Annotated in this window: 18 protein-coding genes; 11 read left to right on the forward strand and 7 right to left on the reverse strand. The window is 54.1% G+C overall.

What is annotated here, in order from left to right:
- Window positions 1-42 precede the first annotated feature (42 nt).
- The 6 genes from NR302_RS20185 to NR302_RS20210 all read left to right on the forward strand — a co-directional run bounded on the left by NR302_RS20185 (window position 43) and on the right by NR302_RS20210 (window position 6,999).
- A complete protein-coding gene (locus tag NR302_RS20185) occupies window positions 43-1,125 on the forward strand; it encodes a long-chain fatty acid--CoA ligase (protein ID WP_258145607.1) in 1,083 nt (360 codons plus the stop codon).
- On the forward strand, window positions 1,122-2,570 hold the full coding sequence (locus tag NR302_RS20190; protein ID WP_258145608.1) for an acyl-CoA reductase: 1,449 nt from the start codon (window positions 1,122-1,124) through the stop codon (window positions 2,568-2,570). Before NR302_RS20185 ends, NR302_RS20190 begins: the two co-directional genes overlap by 4 nt.
- Window positions 2,571-2,667: 97 nt before the next feature.
- Window positions 2,668-3,435: an SDR family oxidoreductase gene (locus NR302_RS20195; RefSeq protein ID WP_258145609.1), complete on the forward strand. Its 768-nt coding sequence runs from the start codon at window positions 2,668-2,670 to the stop codon at window positions 3,433-3,435.
- A 277-nt stretch (window positions 3,436-3,712) separates the two neighbouring features.
- Window positions 3,713-4,408: a hypothetical protein gene (locus tag NR302_RS20200; RefSeq protein ID WP_258145610.1), complete on the forward strand. Its 696-nt coding sequence runs from the start codon at window positions 3,713-3,715 to the stop codon at window positions 4,406-4,408.
- A gap of 545 nt (window positions 4,409-4,953) precedes the next feature.
- Window positions 4,954-5,433, forward strand: coding sequence for a type VI secretion system tube protein TssD (locus tag NR302_RS20205; protein WP_258145611.1), 480 nt, complete (start codon window positions 4,954-4,956; stop codon window positions 5,431-5,433).
- A 129-nt stretch (window positions 5,434-5,562) separates the two neighbouring features.
- On the forward strand, window positions 5,563-6,999 hold the full coding sequence (locus NR302_RS20210) for a protein kinase (RefSeq protein WP_258145612.1): 1,437 nt from the start codon (window positions 5,563-5,565) through the stop codon (window positions 6,997-6,999).
- A gap of 276 nt (window positions 7,000-7,275) precedes the next feature.
- On the opposite strand, the gene malG is transcribed toward NR302_RS20210, so the two are convergent.
- The 3 genes from malG to malE are packed head-to-tail and all read right to left on the reverse strand — an operon-like array spanning window position 7,276 to window position 10,947.
- Window positions 7,276-8,166, reverse strand: coding sequence for a maltose ABC transporter permease MalG (gene malG, locus NR302_RS20215; protein ID WP_061719673.1), 891 nt, complete (start codon window positions 8,164-8,166; stop codon window positions 7,276-7,278).
- Between the two features lie 9 nt (window positions 8,167-8,175).
- Window positions 8,176-9,696, reverse strand: a complete 1,521-nt coding sequence (gene malF / locus NR302_RS20220) for a maltose ABC transporter permease MalF (RefSeq protein WP_154156714.1) — start codon at window positions 9,694-9,696, stop codon at window positions 8,176-8,178.
- A gap of 60 nt (window positions 9,697-9,756) precedes the next feature.
- Window positions 9,757-10,947 (reverse strand): maltose/maltodextrin ABC transporter substrate-binding protein MalE, encoded by a 1,191-nt coding sequence (gene malE / locus NR302_RS20225; protein ID WP_154194289.1) that lies wholly within the window; start codon window positions 10,945-10,947, stop codon window positions 9,757-9,759.
- A 363-nt stretch (window positions 10,948-11,310) separates the two neighbouring features.
- Here malE and malK point away from each other — a divergent pair, with 363 nt between their 5' ends.
- From malK to malM, 3 genes are all read left to right on the forward strand, one after another.
- Window positions 11,311-12,420, forward strand: coding sequence for a maltose/maltodextrin ABC transporter ATP-binding protein MalK (gene malK, locus NR302_RS20230; protein ID WP_061719670.1), 1,110 nt, complete (start codon window positions 11,311-11,313; stop codon window positions 12,418-12,420).
- A 41-nt stretch (window positions 12,421-12,461) separates the two neighbouring features.
- Window positions 12,462-13,763: a maltoporin gene (locus NR302_RS20235; protein ID WP_179452535.1), complete on the forward strand. Its 1,302-nt coding sequence runs from the start codon at window positions 12,462-12,464 to the stop codon at window positions 13,761-13,763.
- A 97-nt stretch (window positions 13,764-13,860) separates the two neighbouring features.
- Window positions 13,861-14,784 carry a maltose operon protein MalM gene (malM, locus tag NR302_RS20240; protein ID WP_258145613.1) on the forward strand — a complete coding sequence of 308 codons (924 nt, stop codon included), beginning with the start codon at window positions 13,861-13,863 and terminating at the stop codon, window positions 14,782-14,784.
- A gap of 134 nt (window positions 14,785-14,918) precedes the next feature.
- On the opposite strand, the gene malQ is transcribed toward malM, so the two are convergent.
- A complete protein-coding gene (gene malQ / locus NR302_RS20245; RefSeq protein WP_258145614.1) occupies window positions 14,919-16,961 on the reverse strand; it encodes a 4-alpha-glucanotransferase in 2,043 nt (680 codons plus the stop codon).
- A complete protein-coding gene (gene malP, locus NR302_RS20250) occupies window positions 16,958-19,351 on the reverse strand; it encodes a maltodextrin phosphorylase (RefSeq protein ID WP_258145615.1) in 2,394 nt (797 codons plus the stop codon). Before malP ends, malQ begins: the two co-directional genes overlap by 4 nt.
- A gap of 274 nt (window positions 19,352-19,625) precedes the next feature.
- On the opposite strand from malP, the gene malT reads away from it, so the two are divergent.
- Complete coding sequence (malT, locus tag NR302_RS20255) at window positions 19,626-22,328, forward strand: HTH-type transcriptional regulator MalT (RefSeq protein ID WP_258145616.1); 2,703 nt, start codon at window positions 19,626-19,628, stop codon at window positions 22,326-22,328.
- A 514-nt stretch (window positions 22,329-22,842) separates the two neighbouring features.
- Here the strand turns inward: malT and NR302_RS20260 are convergent.
- Together NR302_RS20260 and NR302_RS20265 are read right to left on the reverse strand one after the other, a co-directional pair.
- On the reverse strand, window positions 22,843-23,376 hold the full coding sequence (locus NR302_RS20260; protein ID WP_258145617.1) for a GNAT family N-acetyltransferase: 534 nt from the start codon (window positions 23,374-23,376) through the stop codon (window positions 22,843-22,845).
- 44 nt (window positions 23,377-23,420) lie between these two features.
- A complete protein-coding gene (locus NR302_RS20265; RefSeq protein WP_258145846.1) occupies window positions 23,421-23,930 on the reverse strand; it encodes a GNAT family N-acetyltransferase in 510 nt (169 codons plus the stop codon).
- A 63-nt stretch (window positions 23,931-23,993) separates the two neighbouring features.
- Here NR302_RS20265 and NR302_RS20270 point away from each other — a divergent pair, with 63 nt between their 5' ends.
- Entirely contained in the window at window positions 23,994-24,566 is a 573-nt protein-coding gene (locus tag NR302_RS20270) for an XRE family transcriptional regulator (RefSeq protein ID WP_179452541.1), read from the forward strand.
- Window positions 24,567-24,584: the final 18 nt, after the last annotated feature.

Here is a 24,584-nt window from a genome sequence, read left to right on the forward strand (position 1 = left end):
GTACCTGAGAGTCTCTGCGCAATCGCAAAGGTGGCGACGTACATGAACGAAACACACATCATTCAGGCTCTGCTGACATTCCTGCAGCGTGAAGAGTCTTCAGACGACGATTTCAACCAGCTGGCCCTCGAAATCTTCGCTTATCAGTTCGCACACAATCCACCTTATCGCCGCTTTGCCATCCAGCGCGGACGCACGCCGCTGACGGTGAAAAACTGGCGCAACATTCCCGCCATCCCGATTAATGCCTTCAAAGATCTGACGCTCAGCTGCCGTCCCACCGACCAAATTGCCGAAATCTTCATGACCAGCGGCACCACCGGCGCGGTAAAAGGGCGCAGCTACCATCCGACTCTGGACGTGTGGAAGAAATCGATGTTACTCAACTTCCGCCGTCGCTTTATGGCGGGCAACGAACGCATGCGCATGGGCATTTTGTTCCCGGATAAAGTGGCGATGCCAAACTCCTCGCTGGCGACCTATCTCGATTTGGCGCTGCAGGAATGTGGTACGCCAGACAGCGAAGTAATGGTGGGCGAACATGGTCTCAATATCGATCGCCTGTTCAGTGCGCTAGAGCAGGCCGAAGCCAGCGGCGAACCTTATGCGCTGCTGGGTGCCAGCTACAGCTTCGTGCCTCTGCTGGATGAAATGCAGCGCCAGCAACGCCGCTTCGCGCTGCCTGCCGGCAGCCGCATTCTCGATACCGGCGGTTTCAAAGGCCAGTCGCGCGAGATTGGCGCAGAGGAATTCTACGCTTCGCTCTCTCACGCCTTCGGCATCCCGCGCTCACACTGCATCAACATGTACGGCATGACGGAAATCAGCACGCAGTTTTACGACGCAGGCAATGAGCGCTGCCCGCCGGTGAAATCCGGGCCGCACTGGATCCGCACGCGCGTGGTAAATCCGCTTACCGGCGATGATGTGCCGGACGGCGAGGTTGGCGTGCTGGTGCATCATGATCTGGCACATTTTAACTCGGTTTCCGCCTTGTTAACGGAAGATGCGGGCGTGATGGTGCCTGGCGGATTCCATCTGCTAGGACGCGCGACCGGCGCTGATGCCAAAGGCTGTTCGCTAACCATGGAAGCGTTTCTCGCCAGCGCGCAGGCACCGCTGTGAAGGAAGTTGCCGGACATTTGCCGGGCCTTTCCGCTGACGAAGTGCAGTGGCACACGCTGAGCTTCAATCATCACGGCGAGCGCCTTGATGTTAGCGTTCCGCAACTTAATGACCAGCAGATAACGGCGCTCGCGGCGCGCATCCGCACCAACGCCCGCACTTATCTTCATCAGCTAAGCGTGGCGCAGATCATCGCCATCATTGATGAAGCGGTGGCGCGACTGCTCGATCGTCATCATCCGCTACGCATCAAAGCCGAAAAGCTGCTGCCTATCGTCACCGGTTACGACGCCGACATGGTAAGACTTGGCCTCACCGGCTACCTGAAAACCTTTCGTCAGCCGCAGCTTAAGCGCTTTCTGGCGGAGGATTTCGCCGATCCGCAGATGCTCGACGATTTCCAGCCGCGCCCTAAAGGTGGCTTCGCGCGTGCGTTTGGTCCGCAACTGTTGATGCACATCTGGGCGGGCAACGTGCCGGGTTTGCCGCTGTGGAGTTTGATCTGTGGTCTGCTGGTCAAGGCGGGCACCATCGGCAAACTGCCGGGCAATGAGCCGCTGATGGCAAGCTGGTTTGCGCAGTTGCTGGCGGAAATCGATCCAATACTCGGCGAGTGCATCGCGGTGGTGTGGTGGAAAGGCGGCGACGCCCAAACCGAGCCAACCTGGCTGCGCCAGCCCGATACGCTGGTGGCTTATGGCGGAAACCCAACGCTGGCGGCGATCCAACAACGTTTGCCGGTTACCACACGCTTTTTGCCGCACGGCCACAAAATCAGTTTCGGGCTGGTGGCGCGTTCGGCGTTGAATGCTCGGCAGGGCGCGGAACTGGCGCGCCGCGTGGCCTATGACGTGATGCGTTACGATCAGGCAGGCTGCTACTCGCCACAAATGCTATTTGTCGAGCGCGGCGGCAAGGTGTCGCCGGATGAGTTCGCCAGCTATATCGCCCATGAACTCGCTGCGCTGGCGCATAAGCATCCACGCCGTCAGCTGGCTAATGATGAGATGAACAGCATTGCCGCGTGGCGTAATGGCGAGGAGATCCGCGCGCTGTGCGGCGATCGTACGCTTTATGGCGAGGCGTCAGACAGTTGGGCGGTGGTGAGCGTTGATCATGCAGAACCTTTATCGCCTGCTGCGCTGGGCCGCACCTTGAAAGTGGTGTCCGTGGATGTGCTGGAGGAAGTGGTCGATTTGGTGGCGCAGCAGCGGCATTTTCTGCAAACCGCAGGCGTGGCGGCCGCGCCGAATGAGTTGTTCCGCATCTCCGCTTTGCTCGGGCAAGTTGGCGTGACCCGTATCGCGGCGATCGGCAACATGACCTCGCCGGAAGCGGGCTGGCACCACGACGGGCGTTTTAGTTTGCTCGATCTGGTGACCATCACGGAGATCGAGCAGGGCGCAGAAGCGGCCGCAGAAGGGTTTGCGCCTTATGCGGACTGACGCGGTCGCCATGCGCCGCATTTATGCATATTGGGTTTTGTAGGGTGCGCATTAATGCGCACCTGGCTGAATCACACTCCATCCCTAAGGAGCAACAATGAAATTCTCCAACCAAACAGTTCTGGTAACCGGCGCAAGTCGCGGCATTGGTGCGGCAATCGCTAAAGTCTTCGCCGCTGAAGGCGCATTTGTGGTGGTGAACTATCTGCGCAACGAAGCTGCTGCAGCGAGCGTAGTTGCAGAGTGCCGCGCATTGGGCGGCGATGCATTGGCGATTGCCGCAGATGTCACCTGTGTGCAGCAGGTCAACGCGATGATGGAGCAAATCATCAACGCTACCGGCCGCCTCGATGCGGTGATCAACAACGCCTTCGCACCTTACGTTTTCGACACCGAAAATCGTCAGCGTTTCTGGGAAACGCCGTGGTCGGGATATCAGTCGCAGTTCGATGGCGCGGTTAAAGCTGCCTATAACGTCTGCCAGGCGGTGCTGCCTATAATGCGCGCGCGCGTACGCGGCAGCATCGTCAATCTCACCAGCGATTTGGTGGCGCGTCCATCGGTGCCGTATCACGATTACATCACCGCGAAAGCGGCGCTGACAGGTTTTAGCCGCACGCTGGCAACGGAGCTTGGCCCGCTGGGAATTCGCGTTAACTGCGTGGCGCCCGGCCTTGTTTATCCCACCGATGCCAGCCAGACCACACGCGAAGAGGTGCGCGATTTCCTCACCGCGCAAACCCCGCTGCGCCGTATCGCGCGGCCGGAAGATGTCACTGGCCCAGTGCTGTTTCTGGCCTCCGACTGGAGCGAATTTGTCACCGGACAAACGTTGTACGTTGATGGCGGGTTAGTGATGAATTAACCCGTACGGTCGCCATTTATGGCGACCGTTTCGCATTAATAAGCTCAAGACGAATGACATATATCTGTACGCAATTACGTATTAAATAATAGATATTTCAAACACCAACACATCTCAGTGTTTTCTTTACTGAAACGAATAAAACACACATTTAAGTGCGGATTTATACATCCCTATTTTATGAATAAGGATCACATCTGGTTAAAATTTATCTTCACGGAGTTATATCATTACCCTATAGTTTTTATGGTTAACGGAATTAACTATAGGGATATATATGTACCACAGTGATGCGGTCATAAAGCAGCTTCAGGCGCAAAGGATTCTGGCAGAAAAGCTCGACAATGCCGTTTCCGGTGTTATTGATGCAGTTTCCGATCAGGTTAGTAAGATCAAAAAAGGGGCAACCCGGCTTTCATTTTATGCATCGTGCTTTACTGATGAATACATTGACGTCTGTAAAAATCAGATGCTGGAAGATAATCGTTTCAGAAAAGCGGTCATACGGTTAATCAAAGATAGAGATATTATTTATTCGCTGGTGCAAACTTACATTGACTATCAGCTTGAGCACAGATCATACAGGCAGCTTGAAGTAATTAAAATACATCTGATGCGAGCCAACATTCACATTGCAGCCAGCACACTGACTACTCGCGCATTTGGTGCTGGTGCGACTATGGCTGTCGTTCTGGGGATGAATATAACGCTTCCTGTTGGGCGTAATGTTGGTACTGCAGTTGGCGCGACAGCGTCATTATTGGGAATTTATGCCATAGTTCAAAACGCAGCAGACAGCGCTAAGCGCTTGCAAATAATGCACCCTCCTTTTTATCAGGCATTGTATATGCGAGAACTCGAAATGATGTATTTCCTTATTGAACCTTCATTCATACGGGCTGGTGCGCTAAGAAATCAATGGCTTTCAGATTACGAAGTCGCTGAAGTATTGATGAAGTTAGTGGGCAAGTGATGAAGAAATTTTTAAAGCAATGGTTAATATCAGAATCGAAATTTCTGATCTGCACTTACGTGCCGATAGTATCAACAGTACTTTTTGCGCTACTACAAATCTACTTTTTTCCAGATAGCAGTATGTTAGGTGTAGGGATATTTTATCTGTGCTCTCTGTCATTTGTTATCTATAAATGTCGTTGAATTAAGATTGAAGCATGTCAGTTTAGGTTTTTTATTTTTGTAGGGTGAACATATGTCCTTGATTGCTAATTTTAGACTCTTATAGAAATGGCCTGTTTTTAATGTGATTAGGTGTAAATGCTCGTTAGACTTACTTACGATTAAGTCGGAGTAAAACTATGAGAGGGTTTTTTAGTAGGTGGTTGGTAACACAATTGCAATTTCTATTACGCATATACGTTCCCGTTTTATGTGCGCTCGTGTTTGGCATGTTGAAATTTTATTTCTATCCCGAGAGTGGGATGATGAGCGTATGGATCATTTACCTTTGCGCGTATATTTTTGTTGTTTATAAATGTAGAAAACTTTAAAGGAATAAATATGTCAACTCCAGCACATATCTGGTTAGAAGATGAAAGCGGTTCGCCAATTTTGGGCTCGTGCATGATGCCGACCAGACTCGGTTCGATAGAGCTCAACTCAGTCATGCACAATATTACGATCCCGGTGGATTTGCATACAGGCAGGCTAACAGCCACAAGGATTCATGCACCAATATCCGTTCAAAAAGAGTTCGATAGAACAACGCCGATACTGTTTCGTGCACTGTGTCAGGCCAAAACGTTGAAATCAGCGACCATCAAGATGTACCGAATTAACGAAGCGGGTATTGAGGTCGAGTATTTTAATATCCTTCTGGAAAACGTCAAAATCTCCAGCATCTCTCCGGCTTTGCTGCCAAACGCCCAGACCAGCACGCATCTGGAAAATATTGAGCTACGATATGAAACGATCACATGGAAATACGTGGACGGTAACATTGTGTTTAAGGATGGATGGAATGAGAGGATGATTGCTTAATCTCATTAACAATATTAATCTAATAACCTGCCCAGCGAAACTTAGGTGATGTGCACACGCTTTTCAGATCGACCCTAAAGGCTGGCGGCAGAAAAAACTCTAATAATATCTAAAATTACTGGATTTTAAATGATTAACCAATACAAATGTCCCATTGAAGGTTTTTCAATAATAGGTTTCCTTGGTGATGGAGGTAATGGGGATGTATACAATATACAATCAGATGATGGTTTAGAGAATTTCGCCCTAAAAGTATTGAGGAAAGTTCAAGACGTCACGTATGACAGGTTTAAAATAGAAGTTAACTTTCTTAATGAAATAGATATATCAGGTGTTATGCCACTTATTGATTATTATTTGCCAGAAAACTTAAAAAAAGATAAAGCTTGGTATGTTATGCCTCTTGCAACTACTTTCAGGGAACATATAGTTTCAAAAAGTCCCATTCAGATAGTGACCGATTTTATACCTTTGGTTCAAACCGTTGCTGAACTACACGAAAAGAAAATTTCACATCGGGACATCAAACCTGACAATTTTTTATTTTTCAATGAAAGAGTTTACTTGGCGGATTTTGGATTAGTTAAATACCCGGAAAGAATCGAATTAACACCTGATTTTAGAGATGTTGGTGCAAAGTTCACAATGGCCCCAGAAATGAGGCGGATCGCTAACAAAGCAGATGGTATACCAGCGGATATATATTCGTTAGCAAAATCTTTATGGATGGCATTAACTAAAGAATTTCTTGGATTTGATGGGCAGTATGTTTCTACATCAAGTATTGGGCTTAATCATTATATTAAGGATTTGCTTCTTTCACCCTTAGATAAGCTTTTGGAGCAATCAACCAGTAATGATCCTGAGATGCGACCAACCGCTCAAGTATTCTTAGATCAACTTAGCTTTTGGGTGAATATTAATCAAAATTTTATTCAGCGCAATCTTACCGAATGGTTTGAAATACAGAACCTACTTTTCCCTTTCAGTGCTCCAGCTCGTGCCGAATGGAATGATGTTAGAGAAATCGTAAGTGTTTTAAATCTGATAGCTAGCAGGCAAGCATTGAATCATATGTTTTATCCCACCGGGGGAGGAAACGACCTTATAAGTGCTGAGCTTGCTGCTGAAGAAGGATTTATTGCATTAATTGTCTCTGAACGTAGTGCGGAAGTTCTCAAGCCAAAAAAACTTGTTTATGAATCTTTTGGATATGACCCTGAATGGAATTATTTCTGGTTGGAGTGTGAAGATATAACGCCTACAGGAATCACAACTCTAGGGTATAAAGGTATGGATGAATACTTAATCGAGCTATCACCTGGTCGTTATATTGAGCCCTCTGGCTGGGAAATTAATGAGTATCAAGGCGTCCAGCTTCCATTAACATCAAGAATCATCAGTCGTTATATTACGGGGAGTTTTGTCTTTTTTTGTAAATCTTCGACATATAATCATACTAGTGCGACTTACGACGCATGGCAAAATAGAGGTGAAACGAAATTTAGAGATTTAATTTCGAGATCGGCTTTATTTAACAATGGTAAAAGACCAATCATGCCATGATTTTTCAAGGTTTTTAATTATTTATTAATTTTCCCTATAATATTTTCAATTGATTGGCTAATGTAATTATATGCTGTGTTTTTCTAAAGAATGTGAACTGTTATGGTGTTCTAAATAATAGTGTAAGAATATGGCGGGTATTTCAAATGCGCATTACAACGCTATTTACCTAAAGTAATAAATAATCAACAATATCCACCCCATAAAAAAAGCGGCCCTAAGGCCGCCAAAACCCTCAATTGCAGTGAACATTGAGGAAGGAGGATAATAAACGGGTTAGCCTTTCACACCACCGGCGGTCAGGCCGCTGACCAGCCAGCGTTGTGCCAGCAGGAACACCAGCGTAATCGGAATTGCAGAGAGCACCGCCGCCGCCGCAAAATCGCCCCATAGATAGTTTTGCGGGTTGAGATATTGCTGCATGCCGACCGCCAGCGTGTAGCTATTCACATCGCGCAACAGCAGCGACGCGACCGGCACTTCAGTAACCGCAGCGATAAACGCCAGAATAAACACCACCGCCAGAATCGGCACCGAGAGCGGTAGCAGCACCAGCCGGAAAGCCTGCCACGGCGTAGCGCCATCCAGTGCGGCGGCTTCTTCCAGTGATCCATCGATGGTTTCGAAATAGCCTTTAATGGTCCAGACGTGCAGGGCGATGCCGCCGAGATAGGCAAAGATCACGCCGCCATGCGTATTCAGGCCGATAAACGGCAGATATTGTCCCAGACGGTCAAACAGCGCATACAGCGCCACCAGCGACAGCACGGCTGGGAACATCTGGAAAATCAGCATGCCTTTTAACAGCGTGGCGCGCCCGGCAAAACGCATGCGCGCAAAGGCATACGCGCAGGTGGTGGAAAGCGCCACAATGCCAATCGCGCTAATGGCGGCGATTTTCACCGAGTTCCACAGCCAGAGCAGCACCGGGAAGGGCGGTGGCGTCACGCGGCCATCGGCGTGCTCGACGCTAAAACCTAACGCCAGCTGCCAGTGTTCCCAGGAAATCTGCTCCGGGATCAGCGAGCCGGTGGCGAAGTTGCCAGCGCGCAGCGAGATGGCGAAGACCATCAGCAGCGGAAACAGTATTCCCGCAATAAATATCAGCAGCAGCAGATGCGTCATTAACAGACGCAGCTTTTGCGATTTGGGTTGCACCATAGCCATAACGCCTCCTTAATCGAATTTCATCCGCACGGCTTTAAGATTGATCACTGCCAGCGCGCCCACCAGCAGGAAGATCAGCGTGGCAATCGCCGCCGCCAGACCAAAGTCCTGTCCCCCGCCACCTTCAAACGCAATGCGCCAGGTGTAATTGACCAGCAAATCGGTGTAACCGGCTGGCGTGGTGGTGCCGATTCGATCCGGTCCGCCGTTGGTCAGCAGCTGCACCAGCACGAAGTTATTAAAGTTAAAGGCAAAACTGGCGATCATCAGCGGCATCAGCGGCTTCAACAGCAGCGGCAGAGTAATCAGGAAGAAGTTCTGCAGCGGCCCGGCACCGTCCATCGCCGAGGCTTCATAGAGATCGTCCGGAATCGCTTTCAGCAGCCCCATGCAGAGAATCATCATGTAGGGATAGCCGAGCCAGGTATTCACAATAATCAGCATGGTGCGCGCCAGCGTTGGATCGCTGAACCACGCGGGCTGGAAGCCAAACAGTGCTTGCAGCATCACGTTGATTTCACCGAAGCTCTGGTTGAACAAGCCTTTGAAAATCAGTATCGAGATAAAAGCGGGCACGGCGTAGGGCAAAATCAGCATCACGCGATACACCGCTTTGCCTTTCAGCGCTTCCCACTGCACCAGACACGCCAGCACCATGCCGACCGCCACGGTGAGAATCACCGTCACGAAGGAAAACAGCAGCGTCCAGCCAAAGATCGCCAGAAACGGTTTTTGAATCCCTTCATCGGTAAACACGCGAATGAAATTCTTCCAGCCGGTATTCACCGTGAAGCCCGGGCTCAGCGCTTCGCCGCTGCTGTTCTGATAGAAACCGCTCTCACGATTGGCCTGATATAGCACGCCGCTTTGCTGGTTTTTCAGATCGCCGTTGGCTTGCAGCACATACAACGGGCGCGTGCCGGAGAACTGGCGCAACGAGCTCATCACCACCAAACGACCATCCGGCAGTTCGGCCTGAATCTGGTTCAGCGCCTGGCGATTAGTGGTGACGATGCGCAACGTGGCGCGTTCGCCCGGCGGTGGCGGGGCGCTGGTCAGTTTCAGCTTTTGCGCTCCGCCAAAGGCAAACGCAGGCGAGACGAAGGTTTGCCCGTTGGCCGCTTCGGTCAGCACCAGTTGCCAGCGATCGCCCGCCGGAATCAATGAGAAGTTCAGCGCCGAACCATCCTGATATTGACGGCTCAACAGCACTTGTTGCGCGCGTTCCAGCGTCAGCTGGTTGGTGCTGCTGTAGTTGGTAAAGGCAATCGCCACGGTGCAGGCGAGGGGAAACAGCACGAACAGCGCCATGCCGGCGAGGCCGGGATAGACATAACGCCAGGCATAGGCGCGACGATTGGCATAAATCCAGATGCCGACGGCGCTGATAATCAGCGTCACCAGCGCAAACAGATATTCACCTTTTGCATACATCAGCACGAGCAGATAGCCGACCAGCAGACAGCAGATACCGAGAAAAAGAGCCTTCAGCACGGCGCTGAACCGTGCTGTTTTCGGTTTTCCTGACATGATGCGGTTTTCCTTAACAGCCAGTAACGAGCCGGATTGCGCCGGCTCTGGTAGAGAGGATTACTTGTTGAGTCGTGCCTGCGCATCTTTCAGCGCCGCATCGACGCTTTGACGTCCGCTCAGCGCATTCAGCGTGGCGGTGCGCATCGCGTACCAGAAGGCGGCCATCTGCGGGATGTTCGGCATAATGTCGCCGTTGCGCGCGTTGGTCATGGTGGCGGCAATGCGCTCATCCTTCTCCAGCGTCTGCTGGAACGATTTCAGCGCCACCGCGCCAAGCGGTTTGTCTTTATTGACCGCATCAAGACCAGAATCGGTAAGCAGGTAATTTTCCAGGAACTCTTTGGCCAGCTCTTTGTTCGGGCTGGCGGCATTGATCCCAGCACTCAGCACGCCGACAAAGGTTTTGGAATTTTTGCCGTTCAGCGTTGGCAACAGCGTGACGCCGTAGTTGATTTTGCTCTTATCGATGTTGCTCCACGCCCACGGCCCGTTGATGGTCATGGCGGTTTGCCCCTTGTTGAAAGCGGCTTCAGCGATGGAGTAATCGGTATCGGCATTCAGCGTTTTCGCCTTCACCTGGTCGACAAGGAATTTCATGCCCGCTTTGGCGCCAGCGTTATCCACGCCGGTATCTTTCACGTCGTAGCGGCCATCGTTGAGCTTAAAGGCATAAGCGCCGCCCGCCGCCAGCAGCGGCCAGGTGAAGTACGGTTCCTGCAGGTTGAACATCATGGCGCTCTTGCCTTGCGCGCGCATTTTCTTATCAATGGCGGCGATCTCTTCCCAGCTTTTTGGCGGCTCAGGCAGCAGATCTTTGTTGTAGATGAGGGATAAGGATTCCACCGAAATCGGATAACCGATCAGCTTGCCGTTGAAGCGCACCGCGTCCCAGGTGAACGGGAAGATTTTCTCCTGGAAGCGCGCGTCCGGGGATATCTCCGCTAACAAGCCTGACTGCGCATAACCGCCGAAACGGTCGTGTGCCCAGAAGATGATGTCCGGGCCATCGCCAGTGGCGGCAACCTGCGGATACTTCTCTTCCATTTTGTCCGGATGCTCAACCGTCACTTTGATGCCGGTTTCCTGCTCAAACTTCTTACCCACTTCAGCCAGTCCGTTGTAGCCCTTGTCGCCGTTGATCCAGATGACCAGCTTTCCCTCTTCAATCTTTGCAACGGCAGAAGCTGAAAACAGCACGGCCGTCAGGGCGGAAAGGGCAAGAATGCGTGCACCGGTTTTCATTGTCATAACTCCATCCTGTTAGCGGAAACGGAAATCGTTTTACCTGCCACATTGTGAGTATCTGCCGCCGCTTCTCATCCTCCCTGCCTCTACGCCTGCCTGGTATCTGATGTGATCTGTGTTGCAAAAACACCCGGTTATCACGGACTGGCGCACACAATCGTCGCTCTGCTCTGCGTCATAGCTCACAAAAATGGTTGCCTGCCGCGTTTTATCAGACGCGTCTGCACGATCTCCTCCTCCCGTCTCCTCCCCCACGCTGACGCGCTGCGGTGGAGGATGTCGGCCTTGATGTCCTTGCCCATAGTGGTCGCCGGGGTCTGTCCGCCGATTTGCGGACAAGGAATAGCAAGCTGAGAGGAAAGCATCATGTCGAGTGTTACGTTGCGCAGTGTCTCCAAGGTGTGGGGCGAAACCGAGGTGTCGAAAAACATCAGCCTTGAGATCGCCGAAGGAGAGTTCGTGGTTTTTGTCGGACCTTCAGGCTGCGGCAAATCGACGCTGCTGCGCATGATTGCCGGTCTGGAAACCATCACCAGCGGCGATCTGTTTATTGGCGACAAACGCATGAATGAGGTGCCGCCCGCCGAGCGCGGCATCGGCATGGTGTTTCAGTCCTACGCGCTTTATCCCCATCTTTCGGTGGCCGAGAACATGTCGTTCGGCCTGAAGCTGGCGGGCACGCGCAAAGCGGAGATCCAGCAGCGCGTTAATCAGGTAGCGGAAGTGCTGCAGCTGGCGCATCTGCTGGAGCGACGTCCGAAAGCGCTGTCGGGCGGGCAGCGTCAGCGCGTGGCGATTGGCCGTACGCTGGTGGCAGAACCGCGCGTGTTTTTACTCGATGAGCCGCTCTCTAACCTCGATGCCGCGTTGCGGGTGCAAATGCGCATTGAGATCTCACGTCTGCATAAGCGTTTGAAGCGCACCATGATTTACGTCACCCACGATCAGACCGAAGCGATGACGCTGGCCGACAAGATCGTGGTGTTAGATGGCGGCCACGTTGCCCAGGTCGGCAAGCCGCTCGAGCTTTATCACTATCCCGCCAATCGTTTCGTCGCCGGTTTTATCGGCTCACCGCGCATGAATTTCTTACCGGTAAAAGTTACCGCCACCGCTATCGATCAGGTGCAGGTGCGTTTACCCAACACCCAACTGGTGTGGCTGCCGGTTGACAGCGCGGGTGTGCAGGTGGGCAGCAACATGTCGTTAGGCATTCGTCCTGAACATCTGCTCTCCAGCGATATCGCTGACGTCACCCTCGAAGGCGAGGTGACGGTGGTCGAGCAGCTGGGACACGAAACGCAAATTCATATCCAGATTCCCGCCATTCGTCAAAGCCTGGTTTATCGCCAGGAGGACGTCGTGCTGGTAGAAGAGGGCGCCCTGATGGGCATCGGCCTGCCGCCAGAGCGTTGCCATCTTTTCCGTGAAGATGGCAGCGCCTGTCGCAGGTTGCATCAGGAACCCGGTGTTTAGCCCTGCAAAACAATAAAAGCAATGACCTCAGGAGATAGAAAATGTTAACTCTGCGCAAACTCCCTATCGCGGTTGCTATCGCGGCAGGTACGCTCGCTGCCCCGTCGATGGCAGTCGATTTTACCGGCTATGCCCGTTCCGGCATCGGCTGGACCGGCAGCGGCGGGGAACAGCAATGTTTTCAGGCCACCGGCGCACAAAGTAAATACCGTCTGGGCAACGAATGTGAAACCTACGCTGAGCTGAAGCTGGGCCAGGAAGTGTGGAAAGAGGGCGATAAGAGCTTCTATTTCGATACCAACGTCGCCTATTCAGTTTCCCAGCAGAATGACTGGGAAGCGACATCCCCGGCGTTCCGTGAAGCCAACGTGAAGGGCAAAAATCTGATTGACGCGCTGCCGGGTTCCACCATCTGGGCCGGTAAGCGTTTCTACCAGCGTCATGACGTACATATGATCGACTTCTACTACTGGGATATTTCCGGTCCCGGTGCCGGTCTGGAAGATGTGGATCTCGGCTTCGGCAAACTCTCTTTTGCCGCCACGCGCTCCTCGGAAGCGGGCGGTTCTTACACCTTCTCCAGCGATCAGATTCGTGATTACGCCACCAGCACCGCCAACGACGTGTTTGATGTGCGTTTAGCGGGCCTCGAAACCAACCCGAACGGTGTGCTGGAATTGGGCGTCGATTATGGCCGCGCCAACGCGCGTGACGGTTATCGCCTCGAAGATAACGCCTCTAAAGATGGCTGGATGTTCACCGCCGAACATACGCAGAGCATGATGAAGGGCTACAACAAATTCGTGCTGCAGTACGCCACCGATGCGTTGACCTCACAAGGCAAAGGCTTGCCGCAGGGCACCAACATCAACAACAGCGGCAGCATGTATCGCGTACTCGATCACGGCGCAATTAACCTCGCCGATCGCTGGGATCTGATGTACGTCGCCATGTACCAGAACACCGATCTGGATAACAACCGTGGTACCGAGTGGTACACCGTGGGCGTGCGCCCGATGTACAAATGGACGCCGATCATGAGCACGCTGCTTGAAGTGGGCTACGACAACGTCAAATCGCAGCAGGTAAACGAGCGCAACGGCCAGTACAAAGTGACGCTGGCACAACAGTGGCAGGCGGGTGACAGCATCTGGTCGCGTCCGGCGCTGCGTCTGTTCGCCACCTACGCCAAGTGGGATGAGAAATGGGGCTACAGCAAAGACAGCTCAGGTGATTTGACCTCCTTTGCCTCTAACGACAGCAGCGGCAACGGCATTCTGACCAACAGCCGTGGCAACAACGATGAAGTGACATTCGGGGCGCAGATGGAGATTTGGTGGTAATGCTCCCGCTTGTGGCTTAACTGATACGCTCTCTTTTCGGCGCGGCGCGCCATTGCCTGGTTCGCGCCGCCGCCTGACAGTTTTTTGAGGTTATAAAATGAGAATGAAAAAAACGGTTTTTGCGCTCTGCCTGAGCGCCGCGTTGCTGGCCGGTCAAAGTTTACCGGCGCTGGCTGATGTCAATCTGGTGCCACAGGATCTCTCTGCCGCACCGACATTCCCCACCGCCAGCCTGCAAACGCTGAGCTGGCTGCCGGTAGAACCCTCCCGCACGCAGGTCACCACGCTGAGTGAAAACCATGCCAACCTGAACGCCGCAGGCGTGACGGGTTCGGTGGCCGCTTATAGCCTGCCAGCGAATATCGGTGAGCTCACTATTACGCTCAGCAGTGAAGTTAAACAAAATCAGGTATTTGCGCCGAATGTGCTGGTGCTGGATGAGAATATGCGTCCAGCAGCCTGGTTCCCGGCGCGCTTTTTCACCTATCAGCAGCCGGGCGTGATGGCGGCGGATCGGCTGGAAGGTGTGATGAAACTGACGCCGGCGCTGGGTCAGCAAAAGATCTATCTGCTGGTGTTCACTACTGAGAAGGATTTGACCGAAACCACCACCTTACTCGATCCGGCTAAAGCCTACGCACGCGGCACCGGTAATGCGGTACCGGATATCCCTGATCCGATTGCCCAGCACAGCCGCGATGGCACGCTGAAACTCAAAGTGAAAACCAGTTCAGGTTCATCAATTCTGGTTGGGCCGCTGTTTGGATCATCGGGCCCGGCACCGGTTACCGTCGGCAATACACAGCCGGTTGCGCCTGCGACTTATCGTGCTGCCCCGGTTTCGGACGCAAAACCTAAACCGATCATGACGGATACCGAAGGTTACTTTAATCAGAACATCCGCGAAGCGGTTGAGAAGGGCAATATCGATAAGGCGTTGAAGCTACTGGATGAGGCCGAGCGTTTAGGTTCCACCTCCGCCAGACAAGTGTTTATCAGCAGTGTTAAAGGCAAGGGGTAATCCGCCCCGGCAGTGCTGATTTGTCCCATCTGGTGCGCTTCGGCGCACCTTTTTTTGCCAGGTGCGCATAAATGCGCACCCTACGATCCTGTAGGGTCGCCATTTATGGCGACCAGGTACATATAAATGCCCAATCAAACCCGCTTCCGTCGCTGATCAATATCCTCTAACAACGCGTTTATCTCCACGTCAGCAAACATCTCCTCCAGCGAGGCGCTGAGTTTGCGCCGCCAGTTGGGATATTGGCTGGTGGTGCCGGGGATATTCACTGGGGAAGCCATATCAAGCCACTCTTCGGGTTGCAGGCCCAGCAGCGCGCTGTTGCTCTCCGCCAGATAACGCTGCATCGCCGCACTTAACGCCCGATCCATCACCTGCGGTTCGGCCTGTTCGGGCAAGCAACTGCTGCGTTGCAGGCTCTTAAACAGCGCGCGTCGTGCGGCCAAACGCGACTTGTTCAGCCCGGCAAGAATCTGCTTATCGGGATAAAGCCCCAACTCGCTGCCCAGCCGTAGATCGTCGCTTTGCCACCAGCCGCGCAGGGTTGGCATATCGTGGGTGGTGGCGACCGCCATCGCCTGACGTGGCCAGCGGGCAGGGGCGCGAAAGGCCACTTTGGATGTCTGCTCAAAATAGAGCACTTTGTAGGAGTAAACGCCCGCCTGCTGCAGCTTGCCGATAATCTTCTCCGGCACCGTCCCCAAATCCTCACCAATCACCATGCAGTGATGACGCTGACTCTCCAGCGCCAGAATCGCCAGCAGATCGTCGATGGGATAATGGACATACGCACCTTCCGCCGCGCTTTCGCCCTGCGGGATCCACCACAACCGCAGCAGCGCCATCACGTGATCGATGCGCAGTGCGCCGCAGTCGTGCATGTTGGCGCGCAGCAGCGCAATCCACGGCTCGTAGGCGCGCGACTGCATAATCTGTGGATCCATCGGCGGCAATCCCCAGTTCTGGCCCAGCGGGCCGAGAATATCGGGCGGCGCGCCGACGCTGGCCTGCAAGCAGTAAAGCTCGCGATCGCTCCAGGTTTCTGCGCCGCCCTGCGCCACGCCCACCGCCAAATCGCGATATAAGCCAATCGGCATCGCCTGCTGCTGGCAAACCGCCCAGCAGTCAGCGAACTGGCGTGCGGCCAGCCATTGCAGCCACAGATAAAAGCGCACTTCGTAGGTGTGTTCGATGCGGAATGCCCGCACCGCTGCGCTGTCGGGCGACTGCAACGCCGCAGGCCAGGTTGTCCAGTCGTAGCGCTGAGGGTCTTCGGCGATCTGCGCGGCGTGCAGGGCATCGAAAACGCCCTGATGCAGCAAACTTTCACCGCCTTGCTGCATAAAGCTTTCAAAGGCGACAACCCGGTCATCTTCCGCGCCGCGCTTCCTGAAGTGCTGCCAGGCGAGGCGCAGCGCCTGCAGTTTGAGCGCAGTTACCGCTGAGTAATCGACCCACTCAGCATCCCGCGTCGCCTGTAACACCAGTTGCGTGCTGGCTGCTTGCCACCAGCGCTGAGCATCTTCACTCAGCGTAAAATCCTCAACGGCGGCGACGTCGATATACAGCATATTGAGCCAGCGCCGCGACGACGGGCTGTACGGGCTGGCGCTCTCCGGCGTCGCTGGGAACAGCGCATGCAGCGGGTTCAGCCCAATGCAGGCACCGCCGCGCTGCGCGACCTCGACCAGCATCTGCTTTAAGTCGCTGAAGTCGCCGATTCCCCAGTTGGATGCCGATCGCAGCGTATAAAGCTGAATGCAGGCGCCCCACAGCGATTGCCCTTGCTGGATGGCTGGCGGCTCGTAACAGCGAACCGGCGCGACAACAATCCGGCAGCGAAACGCCTTCTGATGTGCGGTGTAGCTGAGCTGGTGATAACCCAAAGGCAGCGCAGGCAAAACGATCGGCTGGTTGGCGATAGCGCGCCCGTGCCAGCTTTCGCCCTGTTCCGCGATCAGCTGCCACTCGCCTGCTATGCCGGATGCAGGCAGCACAATCTCCGCGTGTTCTCCCTGTACAATCAGCACCGGCGGCAGCGGCGAAGCGTGCGGTTTCGCGGGATGCATCGCCGCCAGCAAACGCTGGCGGGTAACGGCAGAGACCGATTGCAGCTGCCCGTGCGCGTCGATGTATTCACTGGCGATTTCAGCGGTTGGCGTGATAGTGCTGTTCATCGCGCGGCCTGCCAGATGCGTTGCTGATAGTCGCGGATGGCGCGGTCGGCGCTGAACATCCCGCAGCGCGCGGTGTTGAGAATCGCAGCGCGCGTCCAGCCATGTTGATCGGCCCACAAGGTTTCAGCCTGCGCCTGCGCATTGAGGTAGTGACGAAAATCGGCCAGCACCAGATAAGGATCGCCGCCTTTGGCGCTCAGGCTGTGCAGCAGCGGCTCGAACGCGGTGACGTCGCCGTCACTAAAGGTGCCGTCTTCCAACGCTTTCAATACCCGATCCAGCTGCGCATCTTTTTTGCGCCAGGCGTCAGGTGAGTAGCCTTCCGCTTTCAACGCGTTAACCTGATCAACGGTATGACCAAAGATAAAGATATTATCGGACCCAACCTGCTCGGCGATCTCCACATTAGCGCCATCCAGCGTGCCGATGGTTAAGGCACCGTTCAGCGCCAGCTTCATGTTGCCGGTGCCGGATGCCTCTTTGCCGGCGGTAGAAATCTGCTCGGACAGATCCGCTGCCGGAATCAGTCGTTCGGCAACCGAAACGTTGTAATCAGGCACAAACACCACTTTGAGGCGGTCGCCAATGCGCGGATCGTTGTTGATGGTGGCCGCCACTTTGTTGATCGCGTAGATGATGTTCTTGGCCAGCACATAACCCGGCGCAGCTTTGGCGCCAAACAGCACCACGCGCGGCGTCAGGTTGGCCTGCGGATCGCTCACCAGCGTTTGCCACAGCGCGATAATGTGCAGCAGCGCCAGATGCTGACGCTTGTACTCGTGCAGGCGCTTAATCTGCACATCAAACATCGCCTCAGGATTCACCTTGATGCCGGTGCGTTCAGCAATCCATTGCGTGAGTGCAACCTTGTTCTGCTGCTTGATGGTGCGATACTCCGCCTGAAATGCGGCGTGATCGGCGTAAGTTTCTAACGCTTTCAGCTGATCGAGATCGGTGAGCCACGGCTGATCAAGAGTTTTAGTGATCAACGCCGCCAGCGCCGGATTGCACTGATTAATCCAGCGGCGCGGCGTGATGCCGTTGGTGACGTTATGGAATTTTTCTGGCCACAGCGCGTGATATTCCGGGAACAGGTCTTTCACCACCAGCTGCGAGTGCAGCGCCGCCACACCGTTCACCGCAAAGCCGCTGGTGACGCAGAGATTGGCCATGCGCAGCTGATTGTTGTGTACCAGCGCCAGTTTCGCCCAAGTCGCTTCGTCGCCCGGCCAGTGCGCCTCAACCTGCTTCTTCAACTGAGCATTGAGTTGGTTAACGACCAGCATATGGCGCGGCAGCAGGGCGCGCACCATGCGTACATCCCAGCACTCCAGCGCTTCAGGCATCAAGGTGTGATTGGTATAGGCAAAGGTGCGCTGGGTGATGTGCCACGCCTCGTCCCAGCTTAGCGCGTGTTCATCCAGCAGCAGACGCATCAATTCGGGGATCGCCAGAGTGGGATGGGTATCGTTAAGCTGAATCACTTCATAATCCGGCAAGCTGGCAATGCTGCGTCCGGCGCGTTGGTGACGGCGCAGAATGTCCGCCAGCGAACAGGCACACTGGAAATATTGCTGCATCAGACGCAGCTTTTTGCCGTTGTCGTGATGGTCGTTGGGATAGAGCACTTTAGTGAGTTTTTCGGCCTCAATGCCCGGCTGCTCGGCGCGCAGGAAATCCCCGTTATTGAAGCGCTGCAGATTAAACGGCTGCGCATGCTTTGCCTGCCACAGACGCAGCGGCTGGGTAACGCCATTCTGATAACCGACCACCGGCAGATCCCAGGCTTCGCCCAGAATTTGCACCGCCGGCTCCCAGCGCACAACGCCATTCTGCGTGATGACTTTGCCACCGAGATGCACCTGCACGGTTAGCGCCGCGTTGTGGTTAAACCACGGATAGCTATCGCGCTGCCAGTTATCCGGCATCTCCTGCTGCGCGCCATCAACGAAGTGCTGGCGGAACAGGCCATATTGATAATTGAGTCCGTAGCCGGTGGCGGGTTGTCCAACCGTCGCCATCGAATCGAGAAAACAGGCAGCGAGCCGGCCCAAACCGCCGTTGCCCAGCGCCGGATCGGTTTCACACTCTTCCACGTCGCTCAGCGTGATATTCCACTCGGCCAGCGCCGCGTTGACCTCGTCATACCAGCCAAGGTTGAGCAGATTGTTACCGGTCAGTCGGCCAATCAAAAACTCCATTGAGATGTAGTTAACGTGGCGTTGCGGTGTGGCTGATGGCGGCGCAGGCATCTCCGCCAGCATGTCGGCCAGCGCGCCACTCAGCGCCTGCCACCATTGATTGGGCGTCATCTCTTGCGCATCGTGCAGACCAAAACGTTGCCATTGGCGGGTTAGCGCGTGTTTAAACTGGGTGCGATCAAATTTCATAATCAGTCCTGTAAGGGCGGAGGTGAATGTGCTTCATTCTGCGCGTCAGCCATTACGTGCTCCTCCTCCTGCACCAAATTCAGCGGGGAGGATGAGCGGGGAGGAGAGGCTGAGGGAAATCTTAAAGTGTGACAGGAATGTGATAACCGTCGCTTTTGTTAAGACTGCTTAATGGGTTCGCTTGCAATAGGTAAATGAATGTCTGAACGTATGTGACTATTAATTACGAAGCGTAAAATAATGATGCGCCACGTTTAGGGAGAAGCGTTCACCGATGTTAATACCCTCCAAACTTAGCCGACCCGTCCGCCTTGAGAACACCGTTGCGCGCGAGCGCCTGATGCAAAAATTGGGCGCGGCGGGCAATTACCGTTTGGTGTTGGTGACCAGTCCGGCGGGATATGGCAAAACCACGCTGATCTCACAATGGGCGGCGGGGAAGGCCAATCTGGGCTGGTATTCACTGGATGAGGGCGATAATCAACCTGAACGCTTCGTCGATTACTTAATTGCCGCCCTGCAGCAGGCAACGCAGGGCGGCTGCGCTTCCAGCGAAGCGCTGGCGCAGAAACGGCAGTACATCAATCTTAATGCGCTTTTCGCCCAGTTGTTCAGTGAGCTGGCGGCGTGGCAGCAACCGATTTGGCTGATCATTGATGATTACCATCACATCACTAATCCCGCGATTCACGACGCGATGCGCTTCTTTTTACGCAATCAGCCGGAAAATGTGACGCTGATTTTGCTGTCACGTAATCTGCCGCAGCTCGGCATTGCCAACCTGCGCGTGCGTGAACAGCTGATTGAGTTGGGCAGCCAGCAGCTGGCGTTTACCCATCACGAAGCCAAACAGTTTTTTGATTGCCGCCTGACGACGCCGCTGGAATCGGAAGAGAGCGGACGTTTGTGTGATGACGTGGCAGGTTGGGCTACAGCGTTACAACTGATCGCGCTCTCGACGCGTCAGGGCGCCAGCTCCGCCCAGGATTCCGCGCGCCGCCTGTCCGGCATTAACGCCAGCCATCTGGCGGATTATCTGGTTGAGGAAGTGCTGAATAACGTCGATAGCGCCACGCGACAGTTCTTGCTGAAAAGCGCGCTACTGCGATCGATGAACGACACGCTGATTGCCTGCGTAACCGGTGAAGAGCAAGGGCAGATGCGGCTGGAAGAGATTGAGCGTCAGGGCTTGTTCTTACAGCGCATGGATAACTCGGGCGAGTGGTTTAGCTATCATCCGCTGTTTGGCAGTTTCTTGCGTCAGCGCTGTCAGTGGGAACTGGCGGCGGAACTGCCTGCGCTGCATCGCGCGGCGGCTGAAAGCTGGATGCGCCTCGGTTTTCCTGGCGAAGCGATCCATCATGCGCTGGCCGCCGGTGATGCACTAATGCTGCGCGACGTGCTGCTGCAATACGCCTGGACGCTGTTTAATCAAAGCGAACTCACACTGCTGGAAAATTCTCTCAAGGCGCTGCCGTGGGAGATTCTGCTGGAAAATCCGAAGCTGCTGCTGTTGCAGGCGTGGCTGATGCAGAGCCAGCACCGTTTTTCCGAGGTGAGCAGTTTGCTGACGCGCTTTGAGCACTCCTGCAGCGAAGAGATTGATGATGTGCTGCGCGGCGAATTTAACGCGCTGCTGGCGCAGGTTTCTATCAACGACGGTAACGCCGAGGAAGCCGAGCGGCTGGCGATGCTGGCGCTCGACGCGCTGCCGGAAAGCCGTCAATACAGCTGCATTGTGGCCACTTCGGTATTGGGCGAAGTGATGCATTGCAAAGGCGAGCTAACCAGTTCGCTGAAGCTGATGCGTCAGACCGAGCAGATGGCGCGTCGCGAAGAAGCGTGGAATTACGCGCTGTGGAGCCTGATCCAGCAGAGTGAAATTCTGTTCGCGCAGGGATTTTTACAGTCCGCTTATGAGATGCAGGATCGGGCGTTTGTATTGGTCAAAGAGCAGCATCTGACGCAGTTCCCGATGCATGAGTTCCTGCTGCGTATTCGCGCGCAACTGTTATGGGCGTGGGGCCGACTCGACGAAGCGGAACAGGCGGCGCGTGAAGGCATCAAAGTGCTGAAAGGCTATCAGCCGCAGCAGCAGATTCAGTGCCTCGGCTTGCTGGTGCAGTGTTCGCTAGCGCGCGGCAATCTTGATAACGCCCGCAGCCACCTGAGTCGGCTTGAGAATCTACTCAACAACGGATCGCTGCACAGCGACTGGATCGCCAATGCCGATAAGGTGCGGGTGATTTTCTGGCAGATGACCGGCGACAGTCAAAGCGCCAGCAGCTGGATGCGTCAGACGGCGAAACCGGAGTTTGCCAATAATCATTTCCTGCAAGGTCAGTGGCGCAACGTGGCGCGCGCGCAGATTTTGCTGGGAAATATGAGTCAGGCCGAAGTGGTGCTGGATGAGTTGAATGACAACGCCCGCGCGCTCAACCTGATGAGCGACATGAACCGTAATCTGCTGCTGTTAAATCAGATTTACTGGCAAACCCAGCGCAAAGCGGAAGCGCAGCAGGCGCTGACCGAAGCGCTGAAACTGGCGCGCAGCACCGGTTTCGTCAGCCATTTTGTGATTGAAGGTGAAGCGATGGCGCAGCAGCTGCGTCAGCTGATTCAGCTCAATACGCTGGATGAACTCGATAACCATCGCGCCAGACGCATTCTCAGCGAGATTAATAAATATCATCGCCATAAGTTTGCCCATTTTGACGAAGGCTTTGTGAGCCGCCTGATTAATCATCCCGATGTGCCGGAGCTGATTCGCACCAGCCCGTTAACTCAACGCGAATGGCAGGTTTTGGGGCTGATCTATTCGGGATACAGCAACGATCAGATTGCTGGCGAGCTGGATGTTGCTGCCACCACCATCAAAACGCATATTCGCAATCTGTACCAAAAACTGGGCGTGACGCACCGCGCGGAAGCGATGAATCAGGCGCAGTCGATGCTGCGGATGATGGGGTATGTGTAGGGGTTGGTCGCCATAAATGGCGTAATGCCGCTCAGTTAAGCGCAGAGCGACTTTCGTTCGCTATCTGCTGAGGCAGTTGCAGTACTCTGGTGCGGCGACCGAGCAGAGGACGCCTGGCCGCGCCCTCTGCACTCCCGGGCCCTGCGCCAGCCCAACCCGCCGCTGCGCGGTACCTTCACTCCTTCACGATTCCTGACGGACCGGTGTCGATTCGCTCCTGCTCAGCGCCACCTCTCGCCGCATCCATGCGGCTCGCCCTGGAATCCCTCATTCGTTCAGCGGTTTAGGATGTCGCCTCAATCCCCGCGCTGCAGCAACTATGCATTTTCCTGATTTACCATCGCTACAAACCCCGTAGGGTCGCCATTCATGGCGACCTGGTGCGCATGAATACGTTCCCAACGAAAAACCGCGCCAATCCTCTGTAGGGTCGCCATTTATGGCGACCGAAAGACACCGAACTGACGAGCATTAAGATATAAACGGGCGGAACTACGTTGATTTGGCTGATTTTTTATGTGAGCCACTCTTCGCGGGTTAACTCCCACAATTCGTAATCGAGAACACCCGCCACATACTCTTTTTTACCGGTTTCTATCAGACGCATGCCAGATTTACGTGAGATCATCACCGAGCCGGTATTCACCGCCGCTTTTGGCACGCGTAGTACTTCGCGGCCCAGCGTTTTAAACCAGAAATCATTAACGGCGTTGCAGGCTTCACTCATGAATCCGCGTTGCTGCCACTCAGGTACCAACCAGAATCCGCGGTTATCATTTTCTCCATCGCGCAGTTCGATCAGCCCAATTAATTCCTCAGGTTTCTCCTGACGTCTGATACTCCAGCACCAGCATCGACCTTCTTTGACGGCGGGCAACACCACGTTATCGACGTAATCCTGCGCGGCACCTTCAGGATAAGGCCAGGGCACATTAGCATTGAGATAACGCACGATCTCCCAGCGTGGGAAAGCGATTTGCATCGCCTGCCCATCGCGGCTTTCCAGCGGCTTCAGGATTAATCGTTCCGTTTTGATTTCTGGCGTCATATGTCCTCCATTTTGGGATTTTGCTCCAGCCAGGTCATCGTCAATTAAGGTTTGTCCCTGTTATCCAGCCGTAGCTGCATAAATGTTAGATCCAGCCAGCGGCCAAATTTTGTTCCTACCTGCTTTATCTGTCCGGCATCGGTAAATCCTAGCTTGAGATGTAACGCGATTGAAGGTGTGTTTTCAGACTCAATGCCCGCCACCATCACGTGTTTACCTTGCGCGGTCGCATGCGTGATAAGTGACCGCATTAATGCTAATCCAAGACCTTTTCCCTGTGCGGCGTTATGGACATAAACCGAATGTTCAACCGTATAGCGGTATCCATCCCACGGACGCCAGTCACCATAGGAAGAGTAACCGAGCGCAATGTCATCCTCATCAACAGCGACCAGAACCGGAAATCCTGCCGATTGCCGATCTGACAACCATTTGATTCGCTTAGCAATATCGACCGTGTTATCGTTCCATATGGCTGTGCTGTTCTGCACGGCATGGTTATAAATATCCGTGATTACCGCTGCATCTTTTTCAACTGCCGGACGTATGTTCACCATAGACACCTCGCTGTTATGCCACTAAAGTAGACGCTTCGTACACTATCTTATATATCTACTATGTCAGACGAAAAATCCACTAAAGAAGATGATTTAAACGCGCGAATTGGCAAAAAAGTTAAGGCTGAAAGAGAAAAACGCAGCTGGTCGCTGACCGAATTGGCTGAGCAGTCAGGCGTATCACGGGCGATGATCCATAAAATTGAACGGGGAGAAAGCAGTCCTACAGCGACGTTGCTGGCACGTTTGGCGGGTTCGTTTGATATGAGCATGTCGCAACTGATCGCGTTGAGCGAAGTGCAAACGGGCACATTACTGAAGCAGCATCAGCAACCGGTTTGGCAGGATCCTGAAACGGGATATATCCGACGACATGTGTCGCCGGGGCAGATACCGCTCGATCTTGTCAGCATAGAATTGCCGCCCGGCGTTAGCGTGCCGATGCCGGTCATTTCCTATGTGTCGCGCCGTCAGCTTATCTGGGTTTTAGAGGGTGAATTACGTTTTCAAGAAGGCGATAAAATCTTCGAAATGCAGACGGGCGATTGTCTTGAACTGGGCGATCCTGCTGACTGTATTTTCAGGAATGACTCGGAACAACGTTGTCGTTATGCGGTAATCGTACTCAAATAAAAGCAGCAGCAGTTAAAC

Origin of the sequence: Pantoea sp. SOD02, assembly GCF_024707505.1 — a bacterium.
Taxonomy (GTDB): domain Bacteria; phylum Pseudomonadota; class Gammaproteobacteria; order Enterobacterales; family Enterobacteriaceae; genus Pantoea; species Pantoea symbiotica.